The 26089-nt window shown below is 41.9% G+C and carries 30 protein-coding genes; 1 reads left to right on the top strand and 29 read right to left on the bottom strand.

From position 1 onward, the window contains the following. Positions 1-242: 242 nt before the first annotated feature. From ACYQ2O_RS02585 to ACYQ2O_RS02460, 26 genes are all read right to left on the bottom strand, one after another. The gene (locus tag ACYQ2O_RS02585; protein ID WP_346025481.1) at positions 243-899 is read right to left on the bottom strand and encodes a DivIVA domain-containing protein; all 657 of its coding nucleotides are present in this window, start codon (positions 897-899) and stop codon (positions 243-245) included. A gap of 76 nt (positions 900-975) precedes the next feature. After that, positions 976-1761 (bottom strand): YlmH family RNA-binding protein, encoded by a 786-nt coding sequence (locus ACYQ2O_RS02580; RefSeq protein WP_346025480.1) that lies wholly within the window; start codon positions 1759-1761, stop codon positions 976-978. 7 nt (positions 1762-1768) lie between these two features. Then, on the bottom strand, positions 1769-2068 hold the full coding sequence (locus ACYQ2O_RS02575) for a YggT family protein (RefSeq protein WP_346025479.1): 300 nt from the start codon (positions 2066-2068) through the stop codon (positions 1769-1771). Between the two features lie 24 nt (positions 2069-2092). Beyond that, positions 2093-2563, bottom strand: coding sequence for a cell division protein SepF (locus ACYQ2O_RS02570; RefSeq protein ID WP_346025478.1), 471 nt, complete (start codon positions 2561-2563; stop codon positions 2093-2095). Between the two features lie 24 nt (positions 2564-2587). Beyond that, positions 2588-3805, bottom strand: coding sequence for a cell division protein FtsZ (gene ftsZ / locus ACYQ2O_RS02565; protein ID WP_346025477.1), 1218 nt, complete (start codon positions 3803-3805; stop codon positions 2588-2590). Between the two features lie 30 nt (positions 3806-3835). Beyond that, on the bottom strand, positions 3836-5146 hold the full coding sequence (gene ftsA, locus ACYQ2O_RS02560; RefSeq protein WP_346025476.1) for a cell division protein FtsA: 1311 nt from the start codon (positions 5144-5146) through the stop codon (positions 3836-3838). Between the two features lie 234 nt (positions 5147-5380). Continuing rightward, complete coding sequence (locus ACYQ2O_RS02555) at positions 5381-6199, bottom strand: cell division protein FtsQ/DivIB (protein WP_346025475.1); 819 nt, start codon at positions 6197-6199, stop codon at positions 5381-5383. Between the two features lie 20 nt (positions 6200-6219). Continuing rightward, complete coding sequence (gene murG / locus ACYQ2O_RS02550; protein WP_346025474.1) at positions 6220-7344, bottom strand: undecaprenyldiphospho-muramoylpentapeptide beta-N-acetylglucosaminyltransferase; 1125 nt, start codon at positions 7342-7344, stop codon at positions 6220-6222. Positions 7345-7367: 23 nt separating this feature from the next. Continuing rightward, positions 7368-8753, bottom strand: a complete 1386-nt coding sequence (gene murD, locus ACYQ2O_RS02545) for a UDP-N-acetylmuramoyl-L-alanine--D-glutamate ligase (protein ID WP_459769269.1) — start codon at positions 8751-8753, stop codon at positions 7368-7370. A 96-nt stretch (positions 8754-8849) separates the two neighbouring features. Beyond that, complete coding sequence (mraY, locus tag ACYQ2O_RS02540; RefSeq protein WP_459769271.1) at positions 8850-9812, bottom strand: phospho-N-acetylmuramoyl-pentapeptide-transferase; 963 nt, start codon at positions 9810-9812, stop codon at positions 8850-8852. A gap of 20 nt (positions 9813-9832) precedes the next feature. Next, entirely contained in the window at positions 9833-11977 is a 2145-nt protein-coding gene (locus tag ACYQ2O_RS02535; protein WP_346025471.1) for a penicillin-binding protein, read from the bottom strand. Next, entirely contained in the window at positions 11974-12354 is a 381-nt protein-coding gene (ftsL, locus tag ACYQ2O_RS02530) for a cell division protein FtsL (RefSeq protein WP_346025470.1), read from the bottom strand. The genes ACYQ2O_RS02535 and ftsL overlap by 4 nt, the downstream gene beginning before the upstream one ends. A 40-nt stretch (positions 12355-12394) precedes the next feature. Next, positions 12395-13348 (bottom strand): 16S rRNA (cytosine(1402)-N(4))-methyltransferase RsmH, encoded by a 954-nt coding sequence (rsmH, locus tag ACYQ2O_RS02525; RefSeq protein WP_346025469.1) that lies wholly within the window; start codon positions 13346-13348, stop codon positions 12395-12397. Positions 13349-13363: 15 nt separating this feature from the next. Next, positions 13364-13795 carry a division/cell wall cluster transcriptional repressor MraZ gene (gene mraZ / locus ACYQ2O_RS02520; RefSeq protein ID WP_346025468.1) on the bottom strand — a complete coding sequence of 144 codons (432 nt, stop codon included), beginning with the start codon at positions 13793-13795 and terminating at the stop codon, positions 13364-13366. Between the two features lie 176 nt (positions 13796-13971). Next, on the bottom strand, positions 13972-14352 hold the full coding sequence (locus ACYQ2O_RS02515; protein WP_346025467.1) for a DUF3397 family protein: 381 nt from the start codon (positions 14350-14352) through the stop codon (positions 13972-13974). 103 nt (positions 14353-14455) lie between these two features. Continuing rightward, entirely contained in the window at positions 14456-14635 is a 180-nt protein-coding gene (gene rpmF, locus ACYQ2O_RS02510) for a 50S ribosomal protein L32 (RefSeq protein ID WP_091264598.1), read from the bottom strand. 45 nt (positions 14636-14680) lie between these two features. Continuing rightward, positions 14681-15244 (bottom strand): DUF177 domain-containing protein, encoded by a 564-nt coding sequence (locus ACYQ2O_RS02505; RefSeq protein WP_346025466.1) that lies wholly within the window; start codon positions 15242-15244, stop codon positions 14681-14683. Between the two features lie 105 nt (positions 15245-15349). Next, positions 15350-16555 carry a nucleotidyltransferase gene (locus tag ACYQ2O_RS02500; protein WP_346025465.1) on the bottom strand — a complete coding sequence of 402 codons (1206 nt, stop codon included), beginning with the start codon at positions 16553-16555 and terminating at the stop codon, positions 15350-15352. A 9-nt stretch (positions 16556-16564) separates the two neighbouring features. Then, positions 16565-17287 carry a class I SAM-dependent DNA methyltransferase gene (locus ACYQ2O_RS02495; RefSeq protein ID WP_346025464.1) on the bottom strand — a complete coding sequence of 241 codons (723 nt, stop codon included), beginning with the start codon at positions 17285-17287 and terminating at the stop codon, positions 16565-16567. Further along, complete coding sequence (rsfS, locus tag ACYQ2O_RS02490) at positions 17287-17646, bottom strand: ribosome silencing factor (protein ID WP_346025463.1); 360 nt, start codon at positions 17644-17646, stop codon at positions 17287-17289. The genes ACYQ2O_RS02495 and rsfS overlap by 1 nt, the downstream gene beginning before the upstream one ends. Continuing rightward, positions 17627-18259, bottom strand: coding sequence for a bis(5'-nucleosyl)-tetraphosphatase (symmetrical) YqeK (gene yqeK, locus ACYQ2O_RS02485; RefSeq protein ID WP_346025462.1), 633 nt, complete (start codon positions 18257-18259; stop codon positions 17627-17629). Before yqeK ends, rsfS begins: the two co-directional genes overlap by 20 nt. Then, positions 18249-18890: a nicotinate-nucleotide adenylyltransferase gene (locus tag ACYQ2O_RS02480; protein ID WP_346025461.1), complete on the bottom strand. Its 642-nt coding sequence runs from the start codon at positions 18888-18890 to the stop codon at positions 18249-18251. The genes yqeK and ACYQ2O_RS02480 overlap by 11 nt, the downstream gene beginning before the upstream one ends. 22 nt (positions 18891-18912) lie before the next feature. Beyond that, the gene (gene yhbY, locus ACYQ2O_RS02475; protein WP_091479023.1) at positions 18913-19224 is read right to left on the bottom strand and encodes a ribosome assembly RNA-binding protein YhbY; all 312 of its coding nucleotides are present in this window, start codon (positions 19222-19224) and stop codon (positions 18913-18915) included. 11 nt (positions 19225-19235) lie between these two features. After that, the gene (gene yqeH / locus ACYQ2O_RS02470; RefSeq protein WP_346025460.1) at positions 19236-20360 is read right to left on the bottom strand and encodes a ribosome biogenesis GTPase YqeH; all 1125 of its coding nucleotides are present in this window, start codon (positions 20358-20360) and stop codon (positions 19236-19238) included. Further along, positions 20338-20883: a YqeG family HAD IIIA-type phosphatase gene (locus tag ACYQ2O_RS02465; RefSeq protein WP_091479026.1), complete on the bottom strand. Its 546-nt coding sequence runs from the start codon at positions 20881-20883 to the stop codon at positions 20338-20340. Before ACYQ2O_RS02465 ends, yqeH begins: the two co-directional genes overlap by 23 nt. Before the next feature lie 91 nt (positions 20884-20974). Next, a complete protein-coding gene (locus ACYQ2O_RS02460) occupies positions 20975-21226 on the bottom strand; it encodes a YkuJ family protein (RefSeq protein WP_091479027.1) in 252 nt (83 codons plus the stop codon). Between the two features lie 187 nt (positions 21227-21413). On the opposite strand from ACYQ2O_RS02460, the gene ACYQ2O_RS02455 reads away from it, so the two are divergent. After that, positions 21414-22583, top strand: coding sequence for an aminotransferase class I/II-fold pyridoxal phosphate-dependent enzyme (locus ACYQ2O_RS02455; protein ID WP_428830633.1), 1170 nt, complete (start codon positions 21414-21416; stop codon positions 22581-22583). Positions 22584-22756: 173 nt separating this feature from the next. On the opposite strand, the gene ACYQ2O_RS02450 is transcribed toward ACYQ2O_RS02455, so the two are convergent. The 3 genes from ACYQ2O_RS02450 to ACYQ2O_RS02440 form a co-directional block, all read right to left on the bottom strand. Continuing rightward, entirely contained in the window at positions 22757-23620 is an 864-nt protein-coding gene (locus tag ACYQ2O_RS02450; RefSeq protein ID WP_346025458.1) for an NAD(P)-dependent oxidoreductase, read from the bottom strand. Between the two features lie 67 nt (positions 23621-23687). Then, positions 23688-25409: a phosphoenolpyruvate--protein phosphotransferase gene (ptsP, locus tag ACYQ2O_RS02445; RefSeq protein WP_346025457.1), complete on the bottom strand. Its 1722-nt coding sequence runs from the start codon at positions 25407-25409 to the stop codon at positions 23688-23690. Continuing rightward, entirely contained in the window at positions 25409-25675 is a 267-nt protein-coding gene (locus tag ACYQ2O_RS02440; RefSeq protein ID WP_091482496.1) for a phosphocarrier protein HPr, read from the bottom strand. The genes ptsP and ACYQ2O_RS02440 overlap by 1 nt, the downstream gene beginning before the upstream one ends. Between the last annotated feature and the right edge of the window lie 414 nt (positions 25676-26089).

The following is a 26089-nucleotide window of genomic DNA, read 5'->3' as shown; positions in this document are numbered from 1 at the left end:
TTTTTGATAAAAAAAAGACCTCATCCGAAAGGACGAAATCATCGTGGTACCACCTTAATTTGAAAAGTGAAGAATAAGCCTTCTCCTTTCCTTTGCTTCCTTAACGCAGAATGACGCAAGTACTTACTTATTTCAGTACTTGTTGACTTAAATGATAACACATAGCTTCCGCTTGTCAATTCTCACCAGTTATTGACTCTCTGTTAAGCGTCCACTATCTGTTGTGTTTTAAGTATCTTAAATTATTTTACTTCAGGAAGTTCGACCGCGGGCGTCATGCCTTCTTCGTATCCGTCCAGTTCTTCAGTCTCTTCAACTTCATCGACCTGATCTTCGTTCTGCCTGTCTTCCAGTTCTTTCTTAACTTCTTTAATTGTTTCGATATCCGGCTGTTCAGAGGTTGGCGGCTGAAGAAGATCCTCCCATTCTTCCTTTTTAACCAGTTCCAGCTGGGATTCAATCATCAGCTGAAGTCTCTGCCTGAAAATACGGCTCTGTTTTCTCAATTCTTCTGTTTCCTGCTCGATGCGTCTAGCTTTGTTCACTGCATCTTTCAGAAGCTCATCTGCATGATTCTCTGCTTCGTGCTTAACATTGGAAGCTTGTGTTTCTGCTTCTTTTGTAATCATTTCCGCTTCTTTTTCTGCATTCTGCTTCAAGCGGTCAGCTGCATCTTGAGCGACTAAAATCGATTTATTGAGTGAATCATGCATCTGATCATAGTTCGCTAGTTTTTCTTCAGCAAAACTCAGTTTCTTTTCAGTTTCTTTCTTCTGCTTCAACAGCATTTCATAGTCTTTTATAATCTGATCAAGGTAATCATTTACTTCGTCCTGATCATACCCTCGCATTTTAACAGGAAATTCCTTATTATGTATATCCAATGGTGTTAATGCCATGGAAAAACACCTCCACATTTTATTAGGCTCCAATGCCTTTAGTATAATGAAACTGAATCATTATCTCAAGAAACAATTAACTGTTTCTGTCCAGAACGCCCAGCGATAGTCGGATTTTTTCTTTTTTTGTTTTCCCTTCAATCGACTGCAGTCTTAACCGACCGTATCCCCTAATAGATACGACATCATTAATACCGAGTACAGTATCCGGCCGATCTGTTTCATTCCAGTTTACCTTTACTTTTCCAGAAGCAATAAGCTCTTTGGATTTCTGTCTGGAAATATTAAAAGCACCAGCAAGAACAACATCCAGTCTTAATGAAGAAACAATTTCATCTCTATCTTCCCAGCTGTCTTTTGGAAGAATCAGATCCGTATAGGATATTTCTTCAAGCTGGATAGTGATTTTTCCTATCTTGTCTACAGAAGACATCAAGAAATCCATGATCGATCCGTCTGCAAAGAACTGCCAGCGGTCACCATCTGAAATGATATCTCCAATTGTACTCCTGTCGATTCCTGACCCGATAAGCGTACCGAGTATTTTTCCGTGACTCAAGTCCGCAAACTTCCTAGGGTATCTTATTTCAGCGATTCTAATGTCGAAATCATTCTGAGCAGGATCAAAGTAAGACGGTGACAGAAAGAGGCGCCTGCGTTCGGCTGCCTCATATCCCCCATACGTACTTATCTTTATATCGTCATATTGCCCAGCTATCGACTCAACAATAAACTGCTGTCTAGGATCCAGAAATGGACTGAGGTATGGCGTATACTGCATTTCCACCTGACGCAGCCAGTCACTGACTTGATCGATAAACTGTTTTTCTTCTTCTCTAAAATGCTGATACACTGATTCCATTGTCATCTCATCCAAACTGTCTAACTAGATTAAATAGTATGCTGAAAACTGCATCAATTCCGTAACCCACAAATGTCAGAGAAAATAGTGCGGCTAGTCCTGCCAAACTGATCATTCCAATCGGCGGAACGAAGCGTCTGAAGAATCCGACATACGGTTCACAGATTCTGATCAGAAACTGCCCCAGGCTAGACTGATATCCACCTGGAAGCCATGACAGCAAAAAGTATACAACAAGTGCTATTCTATAGACCTGCAGCCCCTGCATGATTAGATTATATAGCACACTTAATATTTGAAGGCCCATTTATAAAGTAAAGCTCCGTTCTCATTAGTATTCACTGTTTTTTAATGCCTGTAGTTCTGCCCCATCGATTTCGAAAGAATGAGGGGTACAGATGAAAATTTCTTCGCCGAGTCTCTGAATATCTCCCTTGATCGCATAGGTGGTCCCCATAAGAAAATCGATCATTTTCTTGGCCTGATTCTTTTCCATTCTTCTGAAGTTCAGGATGACTGACTGATTGCCAAGAAGCAGGTCAGCAATGGACTGAACATCAGAATAGAGCCTTGGTTCCATCACTTTAATGCGAGGCTTTTTCAGAGCCTGCTGGTGGTTGATGGCCACAACATTCTGAGAGGCAGATTTTTTTAGCTCGTCGACCCCTCTATAAGTCGGGGCAGCTGCCTCAGTGGCTTTTTTCTTCTCTTTTTTCGGTGTCTGCTCTGACAGGTCTTCTTCCAGGTCGTTGTCAGTATCGTTTAAAGAAAAGTAATCATTCAGTTTATCTTTGATGCTCATTTTACTCTTCCTTTCCAGTGACTGTTATTTACGTCGACGTCTGAAGAACGGCGGAGTGTCCATTTCTTCATTTGTGCTGTCGGTTTCATCATCTCTGGAAAATAGATTTCCGGAAGCCGACTCTTTACGGTTTTTAGCTTTTTCGTCCAGGTCTGCATTGTGTCTGTCCCTGAGGTTAGGTTCTTTACGGATATCCCAGTTGCCGAAAGGATCCTTTTCATTTGATGCAGGTGTGGAAGGTTTTGACTGCTTCTTAGATGGAGCTGGCTTCTGCTTCTGGTTTTTCTCAGCATCTATACCTGTTGCAATAACCGTTACGATAACCTCATCGCCCAGATCTTCATTGATTGATGTACCGAAGATAATATTAACGTCGTTTGTAGCTGCTGCAGACACGATATCTGAAGCATCCTGTGCTTCAAATAGCGTCAGGTCAGATCCGCCCGTAATATTTAGAAGTACATTTTCAGCACCATCCAGAGAGACTTCAAGTAGTGGTGATGAGATTGCTTTTTTAGTTGCTTCAGCTGTTCGGTTTTCTCCTGTTGCTGTACCGATACCCATCAATGCTGATCCCTGATTTTCCATGACAGTTTTAACATCTGCAAAGTCCAAGTTGACATAACCGGGATTCGTGATCAGATCTGAAATACCCTGTACCCCTTGTCTTAAAACGTTGTCAGCCTCTCTGAAAGCTTCCATCATCGGGGTCTTCTTATCTACGATTTCAAGCAAACGGTTATTTGAGATCGTTACTAGTGTATCCACATGTTCACGCATTGATGCAATACCCTCGGCTGCGAATCGGCCTTTCTTCGGTCCTTCAAAAGTGAATGGTCGAGTAATGACACCGACTGTCAGTGCGCCTTGTTCTTTAGCAATACGTGCCACGATTCCCGCAGCACCAGTTCCAGTTCCGCCACCCATTCCTGCAGTGACGAAAACCATATCAGCTCCCTGTAGAGCATCGGCAATAGCTTCTTCACTTTCCTCAGCAGATTTTCTTCCTACTTCGGGGTTGGCTCCTGCTCCAAGTCCTCTAGTCAGCTTAGGTCCTAATTGAATTTTAGTTTCTGCACTCATCATATCCAGTGCCTGCAGGTCAGTATTTGCAACAATAAATTCCACGCCTTGTACATCGTCTTCGATCATACGGTTAACAGCGTTTCCTCCAGCTCCACCCACACCGATTACTTTAATGACTGCTCCGTTTGAGATTGCTGAATCAAATCCTAATTCCATTCTTTTTCCTCCTGTATAACCTTATCCAATTTAATCAAAAAAACTCGAAAAGATTGATTTTATTTTATCAATAAATGAATCGCTAGAAGCATTACTGTGGTTACTGCTGACTTTAGACTGCTTGCTGGAGACAGCTGGAAGTTTTTCAGCTGGCTGATCTTCCGTCTGTATATACTCATTGTTCAAGACAATGGTATTGAGAAGCTTGGTCAGCTCATCCATATGTGCTTTAGTGTAAACAAGTGCAATGGCATTTGAGAAAGAAGGGTAACGAACGCCCATGAAATCGGGTATGTACGTTTTGATATTCACTTCAAAAATGTCTTCCGCCAGTTCTTTCACTCCAGTTATGGCAGCTGTACCACCTGTTAGAATGATTCCACCCGGAAGATCAAATGCACCTATATTATCCAGTTCAAATTTAATTTTTTCAAAAATCTGAGCCAGTCTGGCCTCAATTATTTCAGCGATGTATGATTCCTTTACATCTACTGTCCCTTCTTGTCCAACAACATCTATTGAAAGGGTCTGGTCTCTTTCATCAGTCAGTTCACTATACGCATAGCCAACTTCTCTTTTAAGCTTCTCAGAATTCTTCAATGACGTATTCAGAACAACTGAGATATCTTTTGTGATGTTTTCTCCACCCTCCTGAACGATTGTGGCATATTTCACCTGTTCGTCATGAACAGCAGAAGCGGAAGTCTGCCCTCCCCCAAGATCAATCTGAATGGTGCCGAAACGTCGCTCATCTTCTGACATGATCAGTCCAGCCATCGCTTCAGGCTGAAAAATCAAATCGCTGATACTGTACCCTGCATTATTGACGCTTTTTTTAATGTTGTGCAGAACTGTTTTTGATGTCGCCAGAAGTGTGCCGTAAAGTTCAACTTGATCTCCAACCATTTTTCTAGGATCTTTTATCCCGTCGAACCCATCGACTAAAAACTCTTCTACCATAATCGAGAGAAGTGTCTTATCGGACGGTGTTTTCTTAGTCCTGACTTGCTCTATAATTTTTTTGAGTAATGATTCGTTAATTTCCTGTGAAGCATTTTCATTTGAAACGGTCACGTGAAAAGGATTGATTTCAATATTAGTGGCAGGTACCCCTACAATGAGTGAGCCGATCTGTATACCAGATTTTTCTTCTGCCTGTTTGACTGCTTTTGTTATAGACAGTGCTGTTTCGTCAATATCAATTATTAATCCTTTGTTGATTCCATTAGATTTTTCACTGCCAACTCCAATAACATTCATCTTGCCATTCAACACTTCAGAAACAATGACTTTTATTGAAGTGGTTCCAATATCTAAACTTGAATAAATTCCATCCTTCACTTTATTGAAACCTCCCATTCTTCAATAATCAAATTCAAACACGCTGTTTCGATTTTAACTATTGATACATATCATTCTACCATAAACTCACGTGTATATTGAAGCCTATTTATTGATTTATCAGTATATTTGAATTGCTTTTCTGTAACAGTACAGATGCTTCGATTTCCAAAATTAGTAATTAAAAAAGCCTCACCGCCAGGATGAGACTTCTTAGATATTTATAAGAGCAGACTACTCCCCGCCCTGATCCATATCCTCTTCATTTTCATAGGACTCGTATTCCTCTGAGTCATAAGGGATGAAATAAGCACCGGCTTCCAGATCGAAAACACCATTACCATCTACTGTTTCTCTCATCTGGAGATAATAGTTCATCCGTTCTGCAAAAGTCGGGATCGAGGCAAGCACCTCATTTCCATCGTTCATAAATGCCCGTACAAGCATCGGGTTGTGATCATCTTCCACGTGTACTATTTCAGATATCAATGACTGAACCTGGTCATCCACTTCTTCATAAGTCGAAAGCATGCGCTCGAGCGCTTCTCCTTGTGAAAAATTCAGCAGTATGGGCTGGCTGGATGTGATTCTAGGTAACGTTTCATCCAGAATGACACCATTCTCAAGTATTTTCTGGTAATGATCATCCGTCTGAAGAAACGCAACTGTTTCGTATTCGCTGATCGTTATCGCTACAGACTGCAGTCCAGTCACCTTCAGTTCAGCACCGGAAACCTGAGGAATTGCTTCTGTTATCCTTGTTTCGATATCTTCTCTTCCAAAATACGTACCTAGAACAGAATCCCCTATAGTGATCGAACTGTTATTGAATACTTCCTGATCATATACCTCACTGGTCCCTTCCACTGATACATCTTTCACATTGCTGTATGAACTGATTGTATAAAGTGAAACAAATATGGCCAGTGTAAAGACCAGCATCAAGCCAGACCATTTCCAGTAGAGTCTTCTTCTGCTTTCTGTATGACCTGAAGAAGCTGTTCCTGCCTGACTATTACCGGCAGTTTCCTCTAGTCCCTCTTTTTTTGACATAGTCACTTCTCCTAAAACTCTTAACCATTCAATAGTGTCATCAACAGATGAATAATCTTGTCAGATGCATCAGGCACTCCGAGCTGTTTAGCTTTAGCTGCCATATCATTTCTCATACCTTCATCCGACATAAGGCGATTCACTGTTTCAATAAATTTGCTGCTGTTCAGTTCATCTTCACGAATAAGCTCTGCTGCTCCTGCTTCCGACAGACTTCTGGCATTCTTCGTCTGATGATCTTCTGTCACATTAGGACTTGGAATCAGTACACTTGGGACACCAAGAGCTGTCAGTTCCGCCAGGGTAGTTGCTCCGCTTCTTGACACAACTAGTGAAACCGATGCGAAGACGCTGGGCAGGTCTTCAATGTAAGGGACTATACTGACTTTGGAGTGTTCCTCTTCAAGTCCACAGCTGCTTTTCCATTTTTCAGACAAGTCTTCATAGTGCTCTCTACCTGTCACAAACAGAACCTGATAATCAGCTTCGACGAACGCCTGACAATGATCGATCACTGTTTTATTAATCGCTGCTGCTCCTCTGCTTCCACCAAAAATAAGGACAGTTGGTTGTTTGGGATTCAGTTTAAATGTCTGCAAGCTATCGTTCGCCTGAATATCTGCGACTTCCTGAGCTCTTGGATTACCTGTAAATACAATCTTATTTTCATGTCCTTTAAACTGATTTTCTGCATCCTTGAAGCAGATTGCTATAGCAGATACATAACGGGCCAGAAACTTATTTGTGATCCCGGCAACGCTGTTCTGCTCATGGATCACTGTCGGTATTCCCTTTTTAGCTGCTGCATAGCAGACGGGAGCACTGACATACCCTCCGGTTCCAATGACTGCATCAGGGGAAAATTCGTCAATTATTTTTTTAGATTTTCTTATGGACTGTATAAAATATCCGATAGTTTTCAGATTATATTTTATTCCTTCAAAATTAAGCTTCCTCTTGAATCCTTCTACCTTTAATGCCTTGAACGGGATGGTATAATTCGGGACAATTGTACTTTCCAGTCCTCTCTCTGTGCCGACATACAAAAATTCGATGTCGTCATTCATCGCTTTCATCCGTTTGATCAGTGCAAGAGCCGGATAGATATGGCCTCCGGTACCGCCACCAGTTACTAATATTTTCATAAATTATGCACTCACTTGAGTGCTTACTCCCCTTTTTCATCATTGATTTTTATGTTTCTGATCGTATCAATATAATCCTGGCCCCTTGCTTCAAAGTTAGCATAAGCATCCCAGCTTGCACATGATGGGGACAGTAAGATGACATCGTGTTTTTCACTGATTTCAAATGCTTTGTATACTGCCTCGGACAATGTCTCGAAAGCAGCCTGTTCGCTTATACCAGCTTTTTTTCCTACTTCCAGCAATTTATTTTTTGTTTCTCCAAAAGTAAACAATGCTTTGACATGATTTCTAAAAGAAGGAATAAGATTTTCCAGATCATCTTCACGGTCCAGCCCGCCGGCAAGCAGGATGACTTTTTGCTGGAAGCCTTCCAGAGCATTGATCGTTGCTAGAGAATTCGTCGCTTTAGAATCGTTATAAAACCGTCTTTCACGAATATCATCTACAAACTGCATACGATGAGGCACACCATGGAAATGACTGAATACTTTCTCTATTGTCTGATTAGTGACATTATGCAATTTTGCAACAGCTATAGTTGCCAGTGCATTTTCCAGATTATGCTTACCAGGTAGGACGATGCTGGAACTGTCCATGATTTTCTCATTATTGAAGCAAATGACCCCACCATCAAGATAGACCCCTTTTTCTAATTGAGACTTGCGGGAAAAAGGAATCAGCTGGGCTTCACTAGCTGATAACACAAGATTTGTCAGTTCAAGCTGGTCATGATTATAGATAAGATAATCTTCAGCTTTCTGATTTTTGGTTATAGCCATCTTTGCTTCTACATATTCTTCCCTGGACCCATGATAATCCAGATGAGCAGAATGAATGTTGGTAATAACAGCGATATTCGGACGGAATGTCTTAGTTCCCATGAGCTGAAAACTTGATACTTCCATAACAAGCGTGTCCTCAGGATTGGAATGCAAGGCGACAGTAGTTGAAGGGGTTCCGATATTTCCAACAGAATAGATATGACCTTCACCTGGTTCAGCTACCAGTAAGGACTCGATCATCTTGGTGGTTGTAGTTTTTCCGTTTGTTCCTGTAATCGCTACTAAGGAAGATGGTGAAATAGTATAAGCTACTTCCACATCAGTAATAATCGGAATGTCTCTTTTCTCAGCTTCTTTCAGTAAAATATTGGAATAAGGGATCCCTGGATTTTTTACGAGCAGATCTATCGGCTGATCAAGTAAAGACAACGGATGCCCTCCTGATACCACCGTTATTCCTAATGATCTGAGTTCCTTGGCTTCATCACTGCTGTCGATATCTTTGTAATCATTGACAGTAACTTCCGCCCCAAGTTCTTTAAGAACTTTTGCCGCACTGTACCCGCTGACAGCCAGCCCTAAAATCAGCACCTTCTTATTTTTGTACTCCGTTTGATTGCTCATGGCTATTCTCCTTAAACTAAAATTCAGTCTCCGATCTTTCTTATAATCAGCTATGAAAAAAACTGGAAGTAGATAACTACTACCAGTTCCGGTTGTTTATATACTGATCAATGCCAGTATACTAGTGATCAGTGTGATAATAGAAGAAATGATAACTATTTTCCATTCGCCCCATCCGCTCATCTCAAAGTGATGATGAATCGGACTCATTTTAAAGATTCGTTTTCCTCTTAGCTTAAACGATCCAACTTGCAGCATTACACTTGCTGTTTCAATGACAAATACAAGTCCTATGAGCAGCAGCGTCCATTCCTGATCAAGAATGATGGATGCACCTGCAAGTCCTGCACCTAACGCGAGTGAGCCGACGTCTCCCATAAACACTTTTGCCGGTTTTTTATTAAAAATAAAGAATCCTATAAGCGCACCGACAACCGCTGCAGTAAAGACGGCTACTTCCCACTGTTCCTGCCAGACAGCAATTACAGTATATGCTCCGTATGCAATCATTCCTGTCGTTGCAAGCAGACCATCAATTCCATCTGTCAGATTAGTCGCATTCGAAAACCCGACCAGCCAGAACAAGACGAAGAAAATATACAGCCATCCAATCGATAGACTTACATTAAAAGGTAAACTGATCGTCTGGATAGAAATCAGACTGCTGACCCCGAAATAGAAAAGAACTGCACCTGCAATTTGAGCGATAAGCTTCTGGAGACTGGTAAGTCCAAGATTTCTTTTCATGACGACTTTAATATAATCATCTATAAAGCCGATCAATGCAAATACGATAAAGATGAATACAAGTAAGGCTGTCAGCCAGAACTGCCCCCCCACCAAGAATGAAAAAATTAACGAGGAAAGAACCACAGAGATAAGAATCGAGAGACCTCCCATTGTCGGTGTGCCCGACTTTGATTCATGCCAGGAAGGGCCTTCTTCTCTGGTTGTCTGACCCAGCTGCTTTTTTTTGAAATAACTAATTACAGTCGGCATCAGGGAAGCAGCTATCAATCCACTGACTACCAACGTCATTACCAAATACACACTATCCACTTTTCTTGTCCACTCCTATGTCATTCTTGATTCGAAGCTAATTGTACCACTATTTCAGTTCCAGTTTCAATAAATGACCCGGCAGACATGTTCTGTGACGTCACAAAACCTTCACCTTCTACCGTGAGTGCTATCCCGGTGAGTTCTGCCAGTCTGTACAAATCATTTCTTGACCAGCCGGTAAGGTCCGGTAAGGTCATTGCACCATTTGTCAGAAGCAAAACTCGTTGAGTTTCATCTACCTGCATCTCCTGTCTTGGAAACTGCTGAACAACTCGTTCTCCAGAGCCGATCAGGCTGTACGCATCACCATTTTCCTCCAGATACGCTATGGCATCCTGAGCTGGTTTTTCAACAAAGTCAGGCATGTCATTTGCATAACTATTTTCACTTTGCATATCGTCACCGGCAGAATAGTATTTAAGTGCCCTCTTCATCACCGGGTTGAATATTTTCTGGACAGCTTGACTGCCGTGAGAGATCGTATTCAGTTCAGGCTGCTGCACAGTCACATACAGAATCAATTCCGGATCATCAGCTGGCGCCATTCCGACTACTGAAAATACATTATTATTTGGCCCGCTCAGATATCCGCCAGTTTCCGGATCTGCAATCTGAGCAGTTCCAGTCTTAGCTGCTATTTCAAAACCATCGATCTGGTACCCTCTAGCAGTTCCATGCTCGCTGTAAACTGTTTCTTTAAGGTACTCCAATGTCTGAGCAGCTGTTTCAGGAGAAATGACCGGCTGTTTTTCTGAGCCCTCTGTCTGTTCTGATACAATGTGAGGTTCTACCATTATCCCACCGTTAGTAAGAGCAGAAAAGGCTCTCAGCATCTGAACAGGAGTCACTGCAATCCCCTGACCGAAAGCAGTATTAATTTTCTGTAATGGCCACTCGTATGGATTACTTCCGTTCGACTCATTAGGCAAGTTTATACCTGTTCCAGTACCGAAGCCGAAGGCATCCAGATAGCTCTTCCATTTATCATGCCCCATCTCTTCAACCTGATGAACGAATGATACGTTGCTGGAACGAGCCAGTCCTTCCAGATGGGTAATTGTTCCCCATCCTTCGCGTCTGACATCACGGATCGTTCCTCCGCCGGCCTGAATCTGTCCCGAGCGGAAGTATTCATATGGTCTGAAGGTACCTTCCTGAATAGAAGCAGCCAGAGTCATTGCTTTTAAAGTTGATCCGGGCTCAAATGTATATTCAACCAAAAGATTCTGCCAGGACTGATCGATTCCTTCTTTTGTAGTGGCATTAAAAGTTGGACGCTGAGATGTAGCCAGTATTTCTCCAGTTTTAGCATTCATCAGATTAGCCGTGATGTATTCCGGTTTGTGTTCCTGATCTACTTCTTCAACAATCCTTTCAAGAAAATTCTGCATACGCCGGTCTATTGTAAGTGTAAGATCTTTGCCGTTTATCGGATCCACTTCTTCGATTTCCTGATCTGGAATTACATAACCAAAGCGATCAGCCTGAAATTTTATCCATCCATTTTCACCACTTAAATGGTCATCATACTGTTTTTCCAGGCCCATGACTCCATGAAGCTGATCATCACTTTCATCTGTCACTTGAGCCAGTCCGATTGTATTTGAAGCAAATGTGCCATTGGGATAAAGCCGGCTTCTGCTTTCATCAAATGTTATACCGGTCAGTTCATTTTCCGACAGATCGTCTCTAATCGCACTCATAGTTTCGAAAGTCAGATTGCTTCCAGCATTTCCGAACTCTACCTGCATACTGTCTTGAGTCAGTCGGGCATAAATGTCATCCTCATTCAGTGACAGATGAGTAGCAATAATTTCTGCAACAGCTCGAGGTTCTTCAATATGCTGGGGTCTGCTAGGTGATGACCATTCATCAGTAAGAATAGCTACCATCTTGTAGGTCGTTGCATCTGTTGCGATCGGATTACCGTTTCTGTCGAATATTGTCCCGCGGCGGGCCTGAAGCACATTATTTCGAGTATATAATTTTTCTACATTAAGATGAAGATCTTCCCCGTTTACTTCTCCTCTGACCATGATCCAGGTAAATCTCAGAAAAAGCGAAGCAAAGAGAACAAAACAGATTACATACATAAATATTGCGATCGTTTTTCTATTGTGGAAAGGGTTGGTCTCTTTAACCTTTTTTTTCAACTGTTTCATCTGAATACATTCCTGATCTGTTCTACGTTCATTTCCAGTCCATTTTCTATGGCGATGGAATAAACTCTGTCATATCTGGACAATTCCTGCACTTTCTGTTCAAAGTTTTCGTTTTCAATCTGAGTAACGACTGCCTGAGACTCGATATCCTGAATCGAACGATTGATCGTAGATACCTGTATAGATAATGCAATATGTACAACTGCCAAACCGAATAGTATGACACCAAAAAAGCTGATGACTGCAGATTCAAGCCGCGTCAGTCCTTTCGTCTTCGGACTGGCTTCTCTTACCTTCTCCGGTTCCTGATTGATGCCAGGCTGATGCAGGGGCTGTTGGTTCATTTCATACTGTCTTGCTAAGTTATCATTCATCATGTGATCAATACTCCTTTCTTCAATATACCGTTTTATCTGTTCAGCTGTTTCTCTGTTTTTCTGCGATTCTTAGTTTTGCACTTCGAGACCGGTTATTCTCAGCCAGTTCCTCATCTCCAGGAATAATCGGCTTCCTGTTGATCAGCTTAAGTACCGGCTGCTCGTGATCAGGAATGACCGGAAGTCCTCTAGGTAGGTCCGGTAGCTTGGAGTAACTCTTGAACATCTGCTTGACAATGCGATCTTCCAGCGAATGGAATGTGATGACGCTGATCCGTCCGTTAATATATAATAGATCGATTGCTGCTTCGAGCGAGTCTTCAAGTGCGCCCAGTTCATCATTGACAGCTATCCTGAGGGCCTGAAAGATTCGTTTGGCAGGATGCCCGCCTTTTCTTCTTGCCGGCGCCGGAATCGCTTCTTTAATCAGCTCAACCAGCTCCTGGGTTGTATTGATGGGTCTGTCTTTTCTTGTAGATTCAATCAGTCTTGCGATCTGTTTAGAGAATTTTTCTTCCCCGTATCTAAAAAATATTCTGACTAAGTCGTTGTACTCCCAATTATTGACAATATCATGAGCACTTAAGTCCTGTGACTGATCCATTCGCATATCAAGGCGTGCATCTTTGTGATAACTGAATCCCCGTTCAGTGATGTCCAGTTGAGGTGACGAAACACCCAGGTCATACATGATACCGTCAACTTTCTGGACCCCAAGTCCATTCAATGCTGATGCAATATTTCTGAAGTTAGTGTGGACAAACGTGATTTTTCCCTTATCCACTTCTTCTTTTAACAATTCTGCTGCATTATTAATTGCCATAATATCCTGATCAAAGGAGTATAAATGCCCTCTCTCATCAAGTTTCTGAAGTATAAGCGACGAGTGTCCGGCTCCGCCTAGTGTACAGTCAACGTAGACGCCGTCTGGACGTATATTCAGACCCTCGACGGTTTCATTAAGTAAAACTGTTTCATGTTCAAATAGTGTCATGTATATCCTCCGTTACTAAAAGCCAAAGTCGATCATTTCTTCCGCTATTTCTTCAAAAGACTGGTCAACATCTTGAGAAAATGCTTCCCACTTCTCTTCACTCCAGATTTCAATCCTTTCTGATACACCAATGATATAGCAGGTCTTTTCCAGTACTGCATGATTGATCAGCGGACTCGGAAGGTTGATACGTCCTTGCTTATCCAGTGAACATTCAGTTGCAGCTGAATAAAGAAACCGTGTGAAGGTTCTTGATTCTTTCTTTGCCAGGGGAAGTTGCTTTAATTTATTTTCCAGCAAGGTCCATTCCTGCATGGGATAGCCAAAAAGGCAGCCATCCAGGCCACGGGTCACAATGAAACGCTCCCCCAGATCCTCACGGAACTTGGATGGGATGATCAGCCGACCTTTTGCATCAATATTATGCTTATATTCGCCTAATAACATTTCACTGCCCCCTCTCCCCACTTATAAGGCTAAGTCTACCACAATGCCCCACTTTCTACCACATCATTATACAAATAAAACACAATTGTAAAATAAAACTGGCAAAAAAAAAGCATCCGGAAAATATGACTGCCGTCATACTCTCGGATGCTTTGAGCTATTCTCTAAGTTGATACTTAAATAATGGCCAGATAAGTAATGAAGATGCCTATTGCAAGATACCCAGTAAGAAGAATCAGGAACACATATCTCCACCAGATCCTGAAGAAAAAGTAAATGTTCAGTTCTTCTTTAACGAACGTTCTGAATGTGGCGATGATAATCCCCGTTAGAGACAGAACAATAATAATGTACGGAATGAAATTGATTTCAAAGTAAAGCTTCCCTAAAAAAAATAATAAAATCAGCATGTAAGGGATTAGCAGGTCCACTACTTTTACGGGAATATTTACCAACCTGAACTGGCGGTTTATCTTTTTTGAAAACAGCAGGATAATAATTGGCAAAATATAAAATATAATTATAATCAAATCGACTGAACCATCAATGATGTCCACTTCCTATCCATTCATACGATTAACTATCAGAAAAAGCGTTCATGAGTTAACCCATAAACGCTTTTTCCTAAACTCTATATTGAGTCGATCGTGTATGCCACGATTAACTTTCTTTGCTTACTACCTCTTTACCTGCGTAAAATCCGCAAGATGGGCATACATGGTGGTTACGCTTCACTTCACCACAGTTTGGACAATCACTCATGTTTGGAAGGTCCAATTTGATATGAGTACGTCTTTTTGCTTTTCTGCTAGTAGATGTTCTTCTTTTAGGTACTGCCATTTTCCAACACACCTCCTTAAAAGGATTCGATTCCTGATTCAAATACTACTCATTGTCCTCTTTGAACAGATCTTTCAATGCGGCAAATCGGGGATCACCCTCACCATCATCAGCCAATCCTGGATGATCGTTATGGTCTTCCTCATCAATAACATGCCAGTCTTTTCCACTGGGCATCATGCCAGATTGACGCTCGTCCACAGTAAAAACCTGAGTAGGTTTATTAGTTAAAATAGTATCTTCGATCGGTTTCTGCAAATCAAGAATGTCTTCAGATAATTCCTCGACCAGTTCATCCTCTGTAAATGATTCCAGTGATACAGATGATAGTGCCGGCAGATAAATTTCAGAAAATGGGATAGTCAACTGAACCTTGACGGGTTCCAGTGAACGTGACGAAGGCATTGTGAGAACCGTATCGAGTACGAGATCCACATAATAAACTTCATTTTTTTCATTTTCCAGTGTCCCTCTAATCTGTATTGGCTCAGCATAAAGGATTTCATTATCTCTATTTTTCAGTGATTCTGAGAAATCGACTATCCCATCCAGTTTTAATGGCTGGTCCTGATATCTTTTTAATTCGTTTAATGCCCATTTAGTTTTCAATGACTTCACCTCAGTGTTTGTCGGTTAGTTCTGCTAGGATAAAAAGCAGTCAATGCTGAGAACCTAGAGGGTAGACCTTGTACTTGGACAACAAAAACAATTATACTATTTTAGTCCATTATTGTCAATAAAATTAAAAGGTTTCGTATAAAAATCTTGGTGAAGTATCTGCTCTTTATCAGCCAGACGATAAATATGTCCCGCCTTGATATCCTGCTCAAAATTGGGCGCTGTACTTTTATTGAGATTGGAAACCAATTTGATCGACCATTCTTTTTTGTGCCTGCCTATATAACCTCGACCTGCTTCCGTAAATCCAAGAAGACGGACAGCTTCAATTCTCTTTTCTGCCATGTCCATGGCCTGTTTAGTATTGTTCAATAATATATGACAGCAGATACGCTGCAGGGACACCCAGGTCAACTGCCTAGTCTTAACAGATTCGATAAACTCCTTCATTGATACTGCATCGCTGATTTTCTCTTTCAAGCGGTACTCCAGTCCCTTCTCCATCAGATAGATCTGACTAAGGTCTTCAGTGCTTATCGCTGATAATCTGTAGTCAAGCAGACGAAACAGATTTTCCCATGATATAAGTGGGTGATTTTTCAGCACATCATACATTTCGGCCGGTACAAATGTTTCGACAGCCGTAAAGGCTTCTCGCTTCTCAAGCAGAGTTCTTCTAATAGCTGTTGCACTGGCTATACTGAATGAACTGTCAAGTTCATCATCATGATAGTGGCTGTTTTTTCTGGGAACAGTTTGGATGGACATGTCGTATCCATTCCTTCTTATTTCTTTAGCATACGCAAAACCAAGCATGTTGTTTGGTTGAGTGAGATCAAGTGGAAACTGACTGAAATAAGTGTTGATCACATCACTGAAATTCTGGGCATATGTCTGTTTCTGCTGATGCGCCTGTCTGAACAAGTCGTCCAGTTCAGCCTCATTTTCTAGATACAGGTACGCAGCTTCTCCGAAAGCCTGACTATTCCCACTCTCACTTCCAAAACTGATCAGATCACAACCCAGACCGTTAAGGACGGATACAGCCCCTTCAGCAAAAAAATTAGCCGGCTGAACACTAAAGTCAGTCGGCAGTTCCACAACGATATCTGCTCCATTCATCAGTGCAGCTCGGGCTCTTGACCATTTGTCAACGATTGCCGGTTCCCCTCTCTGAAGGAAATTACCACTCATTACAACAATAATAATATCAGCTTTTAATTTTTTTCTAGTCTCTTCAAGATGATACTGGTGTCCATTATGAAACGGATTATATTCAGCAACGATCCCACACACTCTCATCCTGTCACCTTACTTTCTGACTTCGAAAAACCATCGTTCACTATCTGATTCGACCGTATCAGTAAAATCAGCTGTCACGTCGACTGTTCTAAATCCTGCTTTCTTCAGCAGCTGTATATATACTTCAACAGGATAGGTACGTTCTGAATGGACTTCTTCAAATCGCTCATATCGGCCTTCATCTGTTTCTACAAAAAATGTCAAATGATGATCGACTGACCCTTCATGCTCCCCTTCGTAACTGTCCCATAAAAAGACGATATCATCAACTTCTGCATGGAAGGAAAATTCCTGAAAGAGCTCCATTTTATGAAGAGAATGTACATCGAATAGAAAGACCCCTTCATCAGAAAGCACCGAGTAGACTTCTTTAAAAACCTTAGCGAGAGATGCTTCATCTTCCATATAACACAGTGCATCACTGTAGCAGATGACACTATCATAATGAGGGAGCTCTGAGAGTTCTTTCATGTCCCTTTGAAGAAGAGGGAAAAAGACTTTGCTTTCAGTCTGCCTGTCGTAAGCCAGGCTTAGCATCTCTTCAGACAGATCAAGACCTGTCAGGTCATAACCCGACTCTTTGAGCATAATACCCAGGATTCCTGTTCCACAGCCCAGCTCAAGCATTGTCCGATTCTCTGATACATGTTTTTTAGTATACTCCAGCCACTTGCCATACAGACTATCGTCCATGAGCTGATCGTATACTTTAGCAAACCAGTTGTAGCTCATTAGCTCAGCCAGCCGCTGACGTCGACCTGCTCAGCATCAGACCAAAGTCTTTCCAGTTTGTAGAACTCTCGTTCTTCCTCATTGAATAAATGAATGATAACATCTCCGAGATCGATCAGGATCCATTTACCCTGGTTCTTACCTTCCACTCTCTTAACTGGCTGCTGATTCTTCTCAGCTGCCTCCAGTATACTCTGGGCAATTGCATCAAGCTGACGGTTATTGTTGGCGTGCATAATTACAAAATAGTCTGCTAGAAGTGATACCTCTTTCATATCCAATGCCAGTATTTCCTGAGCCATTTTATCATCAGCTGCTTTAACTACATATTCTAAAAGTTCAATAGACGAACGGGTCATCTTGCTCCTCCTTGTTTTTAACGCCCCAGACATTGTATGTCTCGATTGCCTTGGGATATATTTTTGCCTTACGTTTTATCAGATTTTTTAATGTGTGTCTGGAAATGTAAGCTATAGTCGATTCAAGATCGGTCTTTGCAAGCTGACGAGCATCCTCCACACCATTGAACGACCGGTTAGGTTCGATGAAATCTGCAATGTAAATGATCTGCGCCACGATATCCATTCGGGGCGAACCGATGGTATGGTATTTTATTGCATCCTGTATCTCTTCATCATCTAAGTGATACTCGTTTTTCATCAGAACTGCTCCCACAGGCCCATGCCAGATGTTGCTTCCGAACTGAAGCATTTCCAGGTCCAGGTTTTCACTAATGATCAGATCACGCATCTCTTCATCCGGTTTTTCTTTTGCATAGTCATGAGCCAGTGCAGCTATACTGACTTTCTCCTTGTCAGCATTATAAGCCTCAGCTAGTTTCAAAGCTGTTTTTTCAACTCTCAAAACGTGCTTGAACCGTCTTTTACTCAGCGTCTTTTCCATAAGCTCAACAAGTTCAGGCCTAGACAGATCGCAATAGTTTTGAGAATATATCGGTTTGTTATTTTTCATTCTTATATAGTCCTTCACTTTCGATGTACTTCTCGGTTTCAGCCGTGACTAGATACCTGATCGAACAGCCGTCTCTTACCTTCTGGCGGATCATACTCGAGCTGATATCCACATCAGGCACGTCTACCATAATCACTGGATAAGGGGTACCGGTCTTATAATTGGGCCGGTTGACAGCTACAAACTGAACGAGCTGAATAAGTTCATCTACTTTATACCAGTTCGGCAGATCCTCGACCATATCCGCTCCTATGATAAAGTAGAATTCTGTATCAGGATGCTTCTCCTTAAGTATTCTTATCGTATCGTATGTGTAACTTTTGCCTTTCCTCTCTATTTCACTTAGATCGATCTTAAACTGCTCATTATCTGAAAGTGATTGTTCAAGCATATTAACTCTGTGCACATGATCGATTGTCTGCTTCGACTGCTTGTGAGGCGGCTCATACGATGGTATAAACAGAATAGTATCCAGGTCAAGCTGATCTCTTACATGCTCTGCTATGATAAGATGACCTAGATGAGGTGGGTTGAAACTTCCTCCAAGGATGCCGATTTTTTTATCAGGAATCGACTGTAAAAGTTCAGTGAGCACTTCGGGTTCAATGGTACTGGAAACGTTTTGACTCACTTGCTTACACCTGCCTTTAATTTTATCTTGGTAGTCTGGAAGAGTAGTGCTGATATTTTTCTTCTTCCGCCTGTTTATATAGCACCAGAACTTTTCCTATCGTCTGAACGACGGTTATATCCGACTCTTCTTCGATAAGCTCTTTTGCCTCTTTGGTGGTCCAGTCAGTATTCTGCAGCAGCTGGACTTTCATCAGTTCTTTATTTTCAAGAGAGTCTTCAAATTCTCTTATCATTTCAACAGTCAGCCCGTTTTTTCCAATCTGGAAAAGGGGTGACATATCGTGCGCTTCTGCTCTTAAGAAACGCTTCTGCTTGCCTGTTAATTTCATCATTGTCCTTCTTTCTAAATTAATTGCTTTCTGATCAGTACATCTACACCCTGAGGGGCCCATGCGGCAATTTTAGTATCTGCTTGATCGATTGAAATCCATCCTAACCCGGAGAATACGATATCAGAGGGACCCGAGGTCACAAACTCATATCGCTTCATACTGGCAATTTCACTGTCCTCAGAAGGTGGAGTAAGCAGTTCCCCTTTCTGACTGGAGTAGAGGTCATCAGCCTTCTCGGTTTTCGTTCTGTGTATATACAAGTCATTAGCAAAATAGCTGACGAATGACTGCTTATCATTTCCGGAGATGTAATCAAAGCGTGCCAGACCGGCAATGAAAAGTGTCTGCTCTTCATTCAGCTGATAACTTTTCGGCTTGATTTCTTTTCTCGGGGTGATTTCCTTGATGTCTTTCGCTGATAGATAATAAGACAGCTGACCTGGCTGAATGACTCCAGGGGTATCGACCAGCATCCGTTCGTCATCGAGAGGAATTTCAATTTTACCGAGTGTAGTACCAGGGAAATATGAGGTCGTTACGACATCGGATTCATCTGTTGCCAGATTGATGATCTGATTTACTAAAGTGGACTTACCGACATTGGTCGTTCCTACAATATAGACGTCTTCCCCTTTTCTTGCTTTTTCGATTTGTTCCATAAGGTCCATTACATGATCTTTGCTGAGTGCGCTGATCAGATGGACGCTATCCGGTCTGATTCCGACCAGGTGGGCCTGTTCAGTTATCCACTGTCTCATTTTAGACTGCTTTAAAGACTTCGGCAGGAGATCGACTTTATTCCCTACGATCATCAGAGGGTTTTGTCCTGCAAATCTCTGTATGCCTGATATAATGCTTCCATTAAAGTCAAAAATGTCCACCAGGTTGACGATGAGCGCATCTTTCTGACTTAATTCATGAAGCATATTAAGGAAATCATCGTCTGTCAGTTCTACATCCTGAACCTCGTTGTAATGTCTCAGTCGAAAACATCGCTTACAATAGACTGCTTCATCTTCGGCTGCTTTTTCGAGTGTCTTAGTCGGTGCATAACCGGATTTCGATTCGTCTTTATCCTGAAGCACTGCACCGCAGCCAATACAATATAGCGTGTCAGTTTGTTCTGTTTCTGTCATGTAAACTTCCTCTCCATTTCATATCCGGGTCTTTCTCAATCAGATAATTCATGATTTTCAATTCAACGAACCGGTTCAGTCGGGTATTCCAGGCATCGGAGTCCAGAATAGGTTTAACGAGAACACTTCTGATTCCTGCATGATTGGCTCCTTTTATATCCGTAATGATTTGATCTCCTACCATCATTACTTCGCTTTTATCAAGGTCAAATTCCTCAAGAGCTTTTTTGAACCCTCGCTGAAAAGGTTTCAAGGCATTCGGAACGAATTCAAGATCAAGAATACAAGCTACTTTTCCTACTCTTTTTCGTGTGTTATTTGAAAGGATGATAACTTCGATATCATTTTCCTTCATCAGTTTGATCCATTCAATCGTCTCTTCGGTTGCCTCGGGATTGTTCCAGGCAATGAGCGTATTGTCCAGATCGGTCAGAACTGCCTTGATCCCAGCATTTTTCAGCTGTTCAGGAGTGATCTGATATATCGACTCGACCATCCACGTTGGTTTAAAACTTTTAAGCATCCACTTCCTCCTATTCTGAACTGTATTTTTTTACATAGGGGTTCTATCTAAAAAAAAGGAAGCACACAAAGCACTTCCTTTTGTGCACTTCTTAATCTTCTGTAGATGTTGCAGGTTGAACAAGTTCAAGTATTTCGACAGCAACATAGTCAATATTGTCAAACTCATAGGTCTGCTGGCTTGTACGGTCTTCAAGCTCGAACATGTTGGATTTGCTGTCATATCTAACGATACACTGCTCCTTGCCGTCTCTTTCGAAACGTCTTACCTGCACCTCGTCAGACTGATCTTCACGCATCGCATCCAAGCGACGGATAATTGGTATCAGTTGGGATGGTTTCATAGACTTTCCCCTTCCTACTTCTATTCTTCTTCACTCATCTATTTTACCAGAATTTGTTGTAAATTACAGTAATTGTCTCAGGTTTTACTAAATTCTCCGAAGTCCTCCCTCAACTATTTAAAAATCTCTCTTCAATTCTGTTTATTAAAACTGTATGATAAACTAATAAGTAAAAAAAAGGATGATAATTATGACCAATTCACTTTTCAATCAGGAAGTATTAAAAGCTGAAATATCACAGATCAGACAGTTCGATGAACAAGTCTCTGAATTCGGCGAACTGATTCGACTGACCCTGGGGCAACCTGACTTCCCTACCCCTTCACATGTAAAGGAAGCAGCGAAGCGGGCAATCGATGAAGATTTCTCTTTTTACACGCAAACTGCTGGATACCATCTCCTGCGCGAAGCCGCAGCAGCTTTTGTTAATGAAAAGTATCGTCTGGATTATAACCCAGACTCAGAGATCATCGCAACAGTTGGTGCAACAGAGGCACTCGCTGCCAGCCTTCTGACTCTCCTTAACCCAGGGGACAAGGTAATTATTCCATCTCCGTTTTTCACTCTTTATGAATCTCTGGTCAGATACGCTAAAGCGGAACCTATATTCATCGACACATCTGACACCGGATTTATTATCGATCCTGATATATTAGAAAAAACCATGGAAGAACATAGAGATTCACTGAAAGCTGTTATTTTCAACTACCCCAATAACCCTACCGGGACCACTTGGGATAAAGAGACAGTAATGAAGCTCGCCGACTTATTCAGTCGCTTCCCTGAAGTCATTGCCATCAGTGATGAAATTTATAGTGAAATCGTCTATAATGCGCCCTTTGTTTCATTGGGAGAACATTTGCGTCAGCAGACGATCGTAATCAACGGCCTGTCAAAATCTCACGCTATGACAGGGTGGAGACTGGGACTTATTTTTGCACCTGAGTACCTGGCTGAACAGATAGTAAAAACCCATCAGTCTTTGGTTACCAGTGCATCAAGCATCACTCAGTTTGCCGGCATAGAAGCCCTTACCGTAGGGAAAGATGATGCGCTGCCTATGAGAGATCAGTACCTTAAACGCCGCGATGTTGTTGTAGAAAAACTGTCTGCTCTCGGTTTTGAAATTGCTGAACCTACTGGAGCCTTTTATGTATTTGCTAAAGTTCCGGAAAGACTTAAACAGAACAGTTATGACTTCTGCTACGATCTGGCGAAGGAAACTAAAGTAGCGATTATTCCAGGAAGTGCATTCGGGGATGCAGGAGAAGGGTATGTCAGACTAAGTTATGCAGCTAGTCTTGACAATATCCAAACAGCTATGGACCGTATTGCAGAGTATATGGAAAATAAATAAGCTGGACTACTGGAACACGTCCTGTTTCGAAAAACCTGCAGATTTTCAACAGCACTAGCAAGCCATACGCTTGCTACACATGACACTACACAAAAGAGGAGTCACCCTGAAGTTATAATCAAGGCGACTCCTCTTTTTGCACTTATCAAACGATGAAGCCAATCTATCTCAGTCTAGCCCCACCAGAGCCTGATCAGCGCCTGGGTACCATCATCTTCATGTCCTTTTTCTGCAAGCTGATCGTATAAAGCTTTTGCTCTAGCTGTGGCTGGTAACTTAAGCTTCATTTTATCAGCTTCCTGAAGTGCAATATTGAGGTCTTTGATAAAATGCTTGACGAAAAAGCCTGGGGTATAGTCTTCCTTAATAATTCTTGGCGCATAGTTCTCAAGTGACCAGTTGGCTGCCGCGCCCCCACTAAGAGTTTTAACTACCTTATCCAAATCAAGTTCGGCTTTTTCTGCATAGACCAGCATTTCAGCCATCCCAGTCATCGTGCCTGCAACCATAATCTGATTAGCCATTTTGGTATGCTGACCGCTACCCGCCGGTCCATGATGTTCAAGTGATTTCGAAAAGAGTTCAAGAACTGGCCTGCAAGACTCAAACACTTCTGACTCCCCACCAATCATGATGGTCAGCGTGCCATTCCTTGCGCCCAGGTCTCCGCCGGACACCGGAGCATCCAGCGCCTGCCCACCAGCCTTCACAGCAGTGCTGTATATTTTTTCTGCTAAAGAAGGCGTACTGGTTGTCAAATCGACTGCCATTCTGTTGCTGAAATCCGTCTGAAAGATTCCATCATTCCCATAATAGACCTCTTCTACATCACGAGGGTACCCTACCATAGTAAAAATCAGCTCTGACTCACGCGCCACCTCGGCTGGTGTATCCTTCCAGCTTGCTCCAAGTCTGATTAGATCCTCAGTTTTTGATTTTGTACGATTGTAGACGGCGACCTCATACCCTGCATTAAGTAAATGTTTCACGATCGACTGTCCCATGACTCCTGTACCGATAAACCCTATCTTTTTCATCAAGTAGCCTCCTTTTTATGTATAGCAAAACAGACTGGGTCAGGTTAAGACCCAGTCTGTTTATCGATTATGATACGTATTGATCGACCAATGCCATCACTTCTTCAGAAGTGGTGCATTCTGTCAGAGCTTTATCAGCTAGTTCTTTCATTTCAGCTGTATCAAGCTTTCTCAATAGGCTTCTAGTTTTCAGAATACTCGTCGCACTCATTGAAAACTCATCCAGTCCTAGTCCCACAAGTAGTGGTACAGCGATCTGATCTCCTGCCATTTCTCCACACATTCCGGCCCATTTGCCTTCACTGTGCGCAGCATCGATTACACCTTTGATTAGGCGAAGGATCGATGGATTATATGGCTGGTATAAATAAGAGACGCGTTCATTCATGCGGTCTGCTGCCATAGTGTATTGGATCAGGTCGTTCGTTCCGATACTGAAAAAGTCTACTTCTTTAGCAAACTGATCAGCCAGCACTGCTGCTGCCGGAATTTCGATCATGATTCCCACTTCAATCGAATCAGATACCTCAGTACCTTCTTCAATCAATTTAGCTTTTTCTTCTTCCAAAATGGCTTTCGCAGCTCTAAACTCAGGTAAAGTCGCAATCATAGGGAACATGATGCGAAGTGTGCCGTGAACTGAAGCTCTTAATAAGGCTCTCAATTGCGTACGGAACACACTATCCTGGTCCAGGCTGACACGAATCGCGCGGTAACCTAGGAACGGGTTCATTTCTACAGGCAATTCAAGATACGGCAATTCTTTATCTCCGCCGATATCCATTGTTCTGACAACTACCGGTTTGTCTCCCATGCCTTCGAGAACTTTTTTGTAGGCATCAAACTGCTCATCTTCAGATGGTAGTTCAGCAGAATCCATATAAAGGAATTCGGTACGATAAAGTCCAATCGCTTCCCCACCATTATTGATTACCCCTTCAAGATCTTTAGGTGTCCCGATATTGGCAGCCAACTCTACGTGCTTTCCATCTTTGGTCAGGCTAGGCTCGTCTTTAAGACGATCCCATTCTGCTTTCAGCTGAGCAAACTCTTCAGCTTTTTTATTGAAAGAAGATATAATTTCCTCGGAAGGGTTGATGATTACTTCTCCTTCCATTCCGTCAACAATTAAATAATCCTCTTCTTTAACGAGTTCTGTAATGTTCTTTGTTCCCACAATGGCAGGAATCTCAAGAGAACGGGCCATGATTGCTGAGTGAGAAGTTCTACCTCCGATATCAGTTACAAAGGCTTTTACATACTTCTTATTTAACTGGGCAGTATCACTAGGTGTAAGATCTTCAGCAATGATTATGACTTCTTCATCTATAGTAGCTGGAGAAGGCAGAGTCACGTTCAGCAAACGAGCTAGTACTCGTTTTCTAACATCTTTGATATCAGCTGCACGTTCCTGCATATAAGCATTGTCTTCCATGCCTTCGAACATAGCGATGAATGTATCCGTCACTTGTTTGAAAGCAAAATCTGCATTGACTTTGTCGTTATCGATTACAGCATGTGTCTGATCAATCAGATCAGGATCAGACAATACCATGACATGAGCATCAAAGACTTGTGCTTCTTCTTCACCTAAAGATTCAGCGGCTATGCTGCGGATCTTGCCCAGCTGCTCTTTAGACTCATCGATTGCTTTAGTCAGACGGTCTTTTTCGGCACCCGTGTCAGTAACACTTGTTTTTTCAACAGTTAAATCAGGCTCGATAAGTAAGTAGGCTTTAGCTTGAGCAATTCCATCGCTCGCTGCAATTCCAGATACTTGTGAGGTCATTATTCAGCCATTCCCTCATTCTTGATTGTCTGATCGATTCCTTCGATCGCTTCTTTTTCGTCTGCACCTTCAGCAGTAATAGAAACGTCAGCACCTTTACCAACACCTAGAGACATAACGCCCATGATTGATTTCAGATTAACAGATTTTCCTTTATATTCTAAAGTGATATCTGAGTTGTATTTGCTCGCTGTCTGAACCAGTAAAGTTGCTGGTCTAGCGTGAATCCCTGTTTCTGCAGTTACGTTGTATTCTCTTTTTTCCATTATGAATTCTCCTTTAATAGTAGATAGTATGGTAGAAATGAGCATTATGAGAGCGCTTCATGAACATTCGATCGCTGCACCAACATGTTCCAAGCTTATCATACTACCCTTTCTTCCATTACAGATTACCATTTTTTTCCTATACCTACAACTATTTTTTACTAAATCTCATTTATCACTTGAAAGTCAGTAATGGTCAGAGTATAATTAATTATAGAAAGGTCAGTAATGGTCAAAAAGATAGTGCTTCTAGTAAGCCTATCAACTGACTTTTATCCAATATATTACTCAAGTTTCGCACCCTGATCAAACCTTGGAAAGCCTATCGGCTTAAGGTTAATCAACTAAATCAAACAGTGATGTGTGACGGATTGGACTCACTTCCAGCTAAAATTTCTTTAAATGAAGTCGGTA

It is taken from the genome of Alkalibacterium sp. m-11 (genome assembly GCF_054658155.1).
Note: the sequence above shows the minus strand (reverse complement) of the source record. Positions and strands in the feature narration are given on the sequence as shown.

Bases quoted from the DNA above. Each gene is read 5' to 3' on its own strand.
- rsfS (WP_346025463.1), bottom strand. From the start codon at position 17,646: ATGACCCGTTCGTCTATTGAACTTTTAGAATATGTAGTTAAAGCAGCT.
- ACYQ2O_RS02500 (WP_346025465.1), bottom strand. From the start codon at position 16,555: ATGAGAGTGTGTGGGATCGTTGCTGAATATAATCCGTTTCATAATGGA.
- ACYQ2O_RS02460 (WP_091479027.1), bottom strand. From the start codon at position 21,226: ATGAAACCATCCCAACTGATACCAATTATCCGTCGCTTGGATGCGATG.
- ACYQ2O_RS02440 (WP_091482496.1), bottom strand. From the start codon at position 25,675: ATGGAAAAAAGAGAATACAACGTAACTGCAGAAACAGGGATTCACGCT.
- ACYQ2O_RS02585 (WP_346025481.1), bottom strand. From the start codon at position 899: ATGGCATTAACACCATTGGATATACATAATAAGGAATTTCCTGTTAAA.
- ACYQ2O_RS02580 (WP_346025480.1), bottom strand. From the start codon at position 1,761: ATGGAATCAGTGTATCAGCATTTTAGAGAAGAAGAAAAACAGTTTATC.
- rpmF (WP_091264598.1), bottom strand. From the start codon at position 14,635: ATGGCAGTACCTAAAAGAAGAACATCTACTAGCAGAAAAGCAAAAAGA.
- yhbY (WP_091479023.1), bottom strand. From the start codon at position 19,224: ATGATGAAATTAACAGGCAAGCAGAAGCGTTTCTTAAGAGCAGAAGCG.
- yqeH (WP_346025460.1), bottom strand. From the start codon at position 20,360: ATGACAGAAACAGAACAAACTGACACGCTATATTGTATTGGCTGCGGT.
- ftsZ (WP_346025477.1), bottom strand. From the start codon at position 3,805: ATGGAATTAGGATTTGATTCAGCAATCTCAAACGGAGCAGTCATTAAA.
- yqeK (WP_346025462.1), bottom strand. From the start codon at position 18,259: ATGAAAAATAACAAACCGATATATTCTCAAAACTATTGCGATCTGTCT.
- ACYQ2O_RS02495 (WP_346025464.1), bottom strand. From the start codon at position 17,287: ATGAGCTACAACTGGTTTGCTAAAGTATACGATCAGCTCATGGACGAT.
- ACYQ2O_RS02555 (WP_346025475.1), bottom strand. From the start codon at position 6,199: ATGTCAAAAAAAGAGGGACTAGAGGAAACTGCCGGTAATAGTCAGGCA.
- ACYQ2O_RS02570 (WP_346025478.1), bottom strand. From the start codon at position 2,563: ATGAGCATCAAAGATAAACTGAATGATTACTTTTCTTTAAACGATACT.
- ACYQ2O_RS02535 (WP_346025471.1), bottom strand. From the start codon at position 11,977: ATGAAACAGTTGAAAAAAAAGGTTAAAGAGACCAACCCTTTCCACAAT.
- ACYQ2O_RS02575 (WP_346025479.1), bottom strand. From the start codon at position 2,068: ATGGGCCTTCAAATATTAAGTGTGCTATATAATCTAATCATGCAGGGG.
- murG (WP_346025474.1), bottom strand. From the start codon at position 7,344: ATGAAAATATTAGTAACTGGTGGCGGTACCGGAGGCCATATCTATCCG.
- rsmH (WP_346025469.1), bottom strand. From the start codon at position 13,348: ATGACACTATTTGAACATGAAACAGTTTTACTTAATGAAACCGTCGAG.
- ptsP (WP_346025457.1), bottom strand. From the start codon at position 25,409: ATGACCTCACAAGTATCTGGAATTGCAGCGAGCGATGGAATTGCTCAA.
- ACYQ2O_RS02450 (WP_346025458.1), bottom strand. From the start codon at position 23,620: ATGAAAAAGATAGGGTTTATCGGTACAGGAGTCATGGGACAGTCGATC.
- murD (WP_459769269.1), bottom strand. From the start codon at position 8,753: ATGAGCAATCAAACGGAGTACAAAAATAAGAAGGTGCTGATTTTAGGG.
- ACYQ2O_RS02465 (WP_091479026.1), bottom strand. From the start codon at position 20,883: ATGCTTAAAAGTTTTAAACCAACGTGGATGGTCGAGTCGATATATCAG.
- mraZ (WP_346025468.1), bottom strand. From the start codon at position 13,795: ATGTTATTAGGCGAATATAAGCATAATATTGATGCAAAAGGTCGGCTG.
- ftsL (WP_346025470.1), bottom strand. From the start codon at position 12,354: ATGATGAATGATAACTTAGCAAGACAGTATGAAATGAACCAACAGCCC.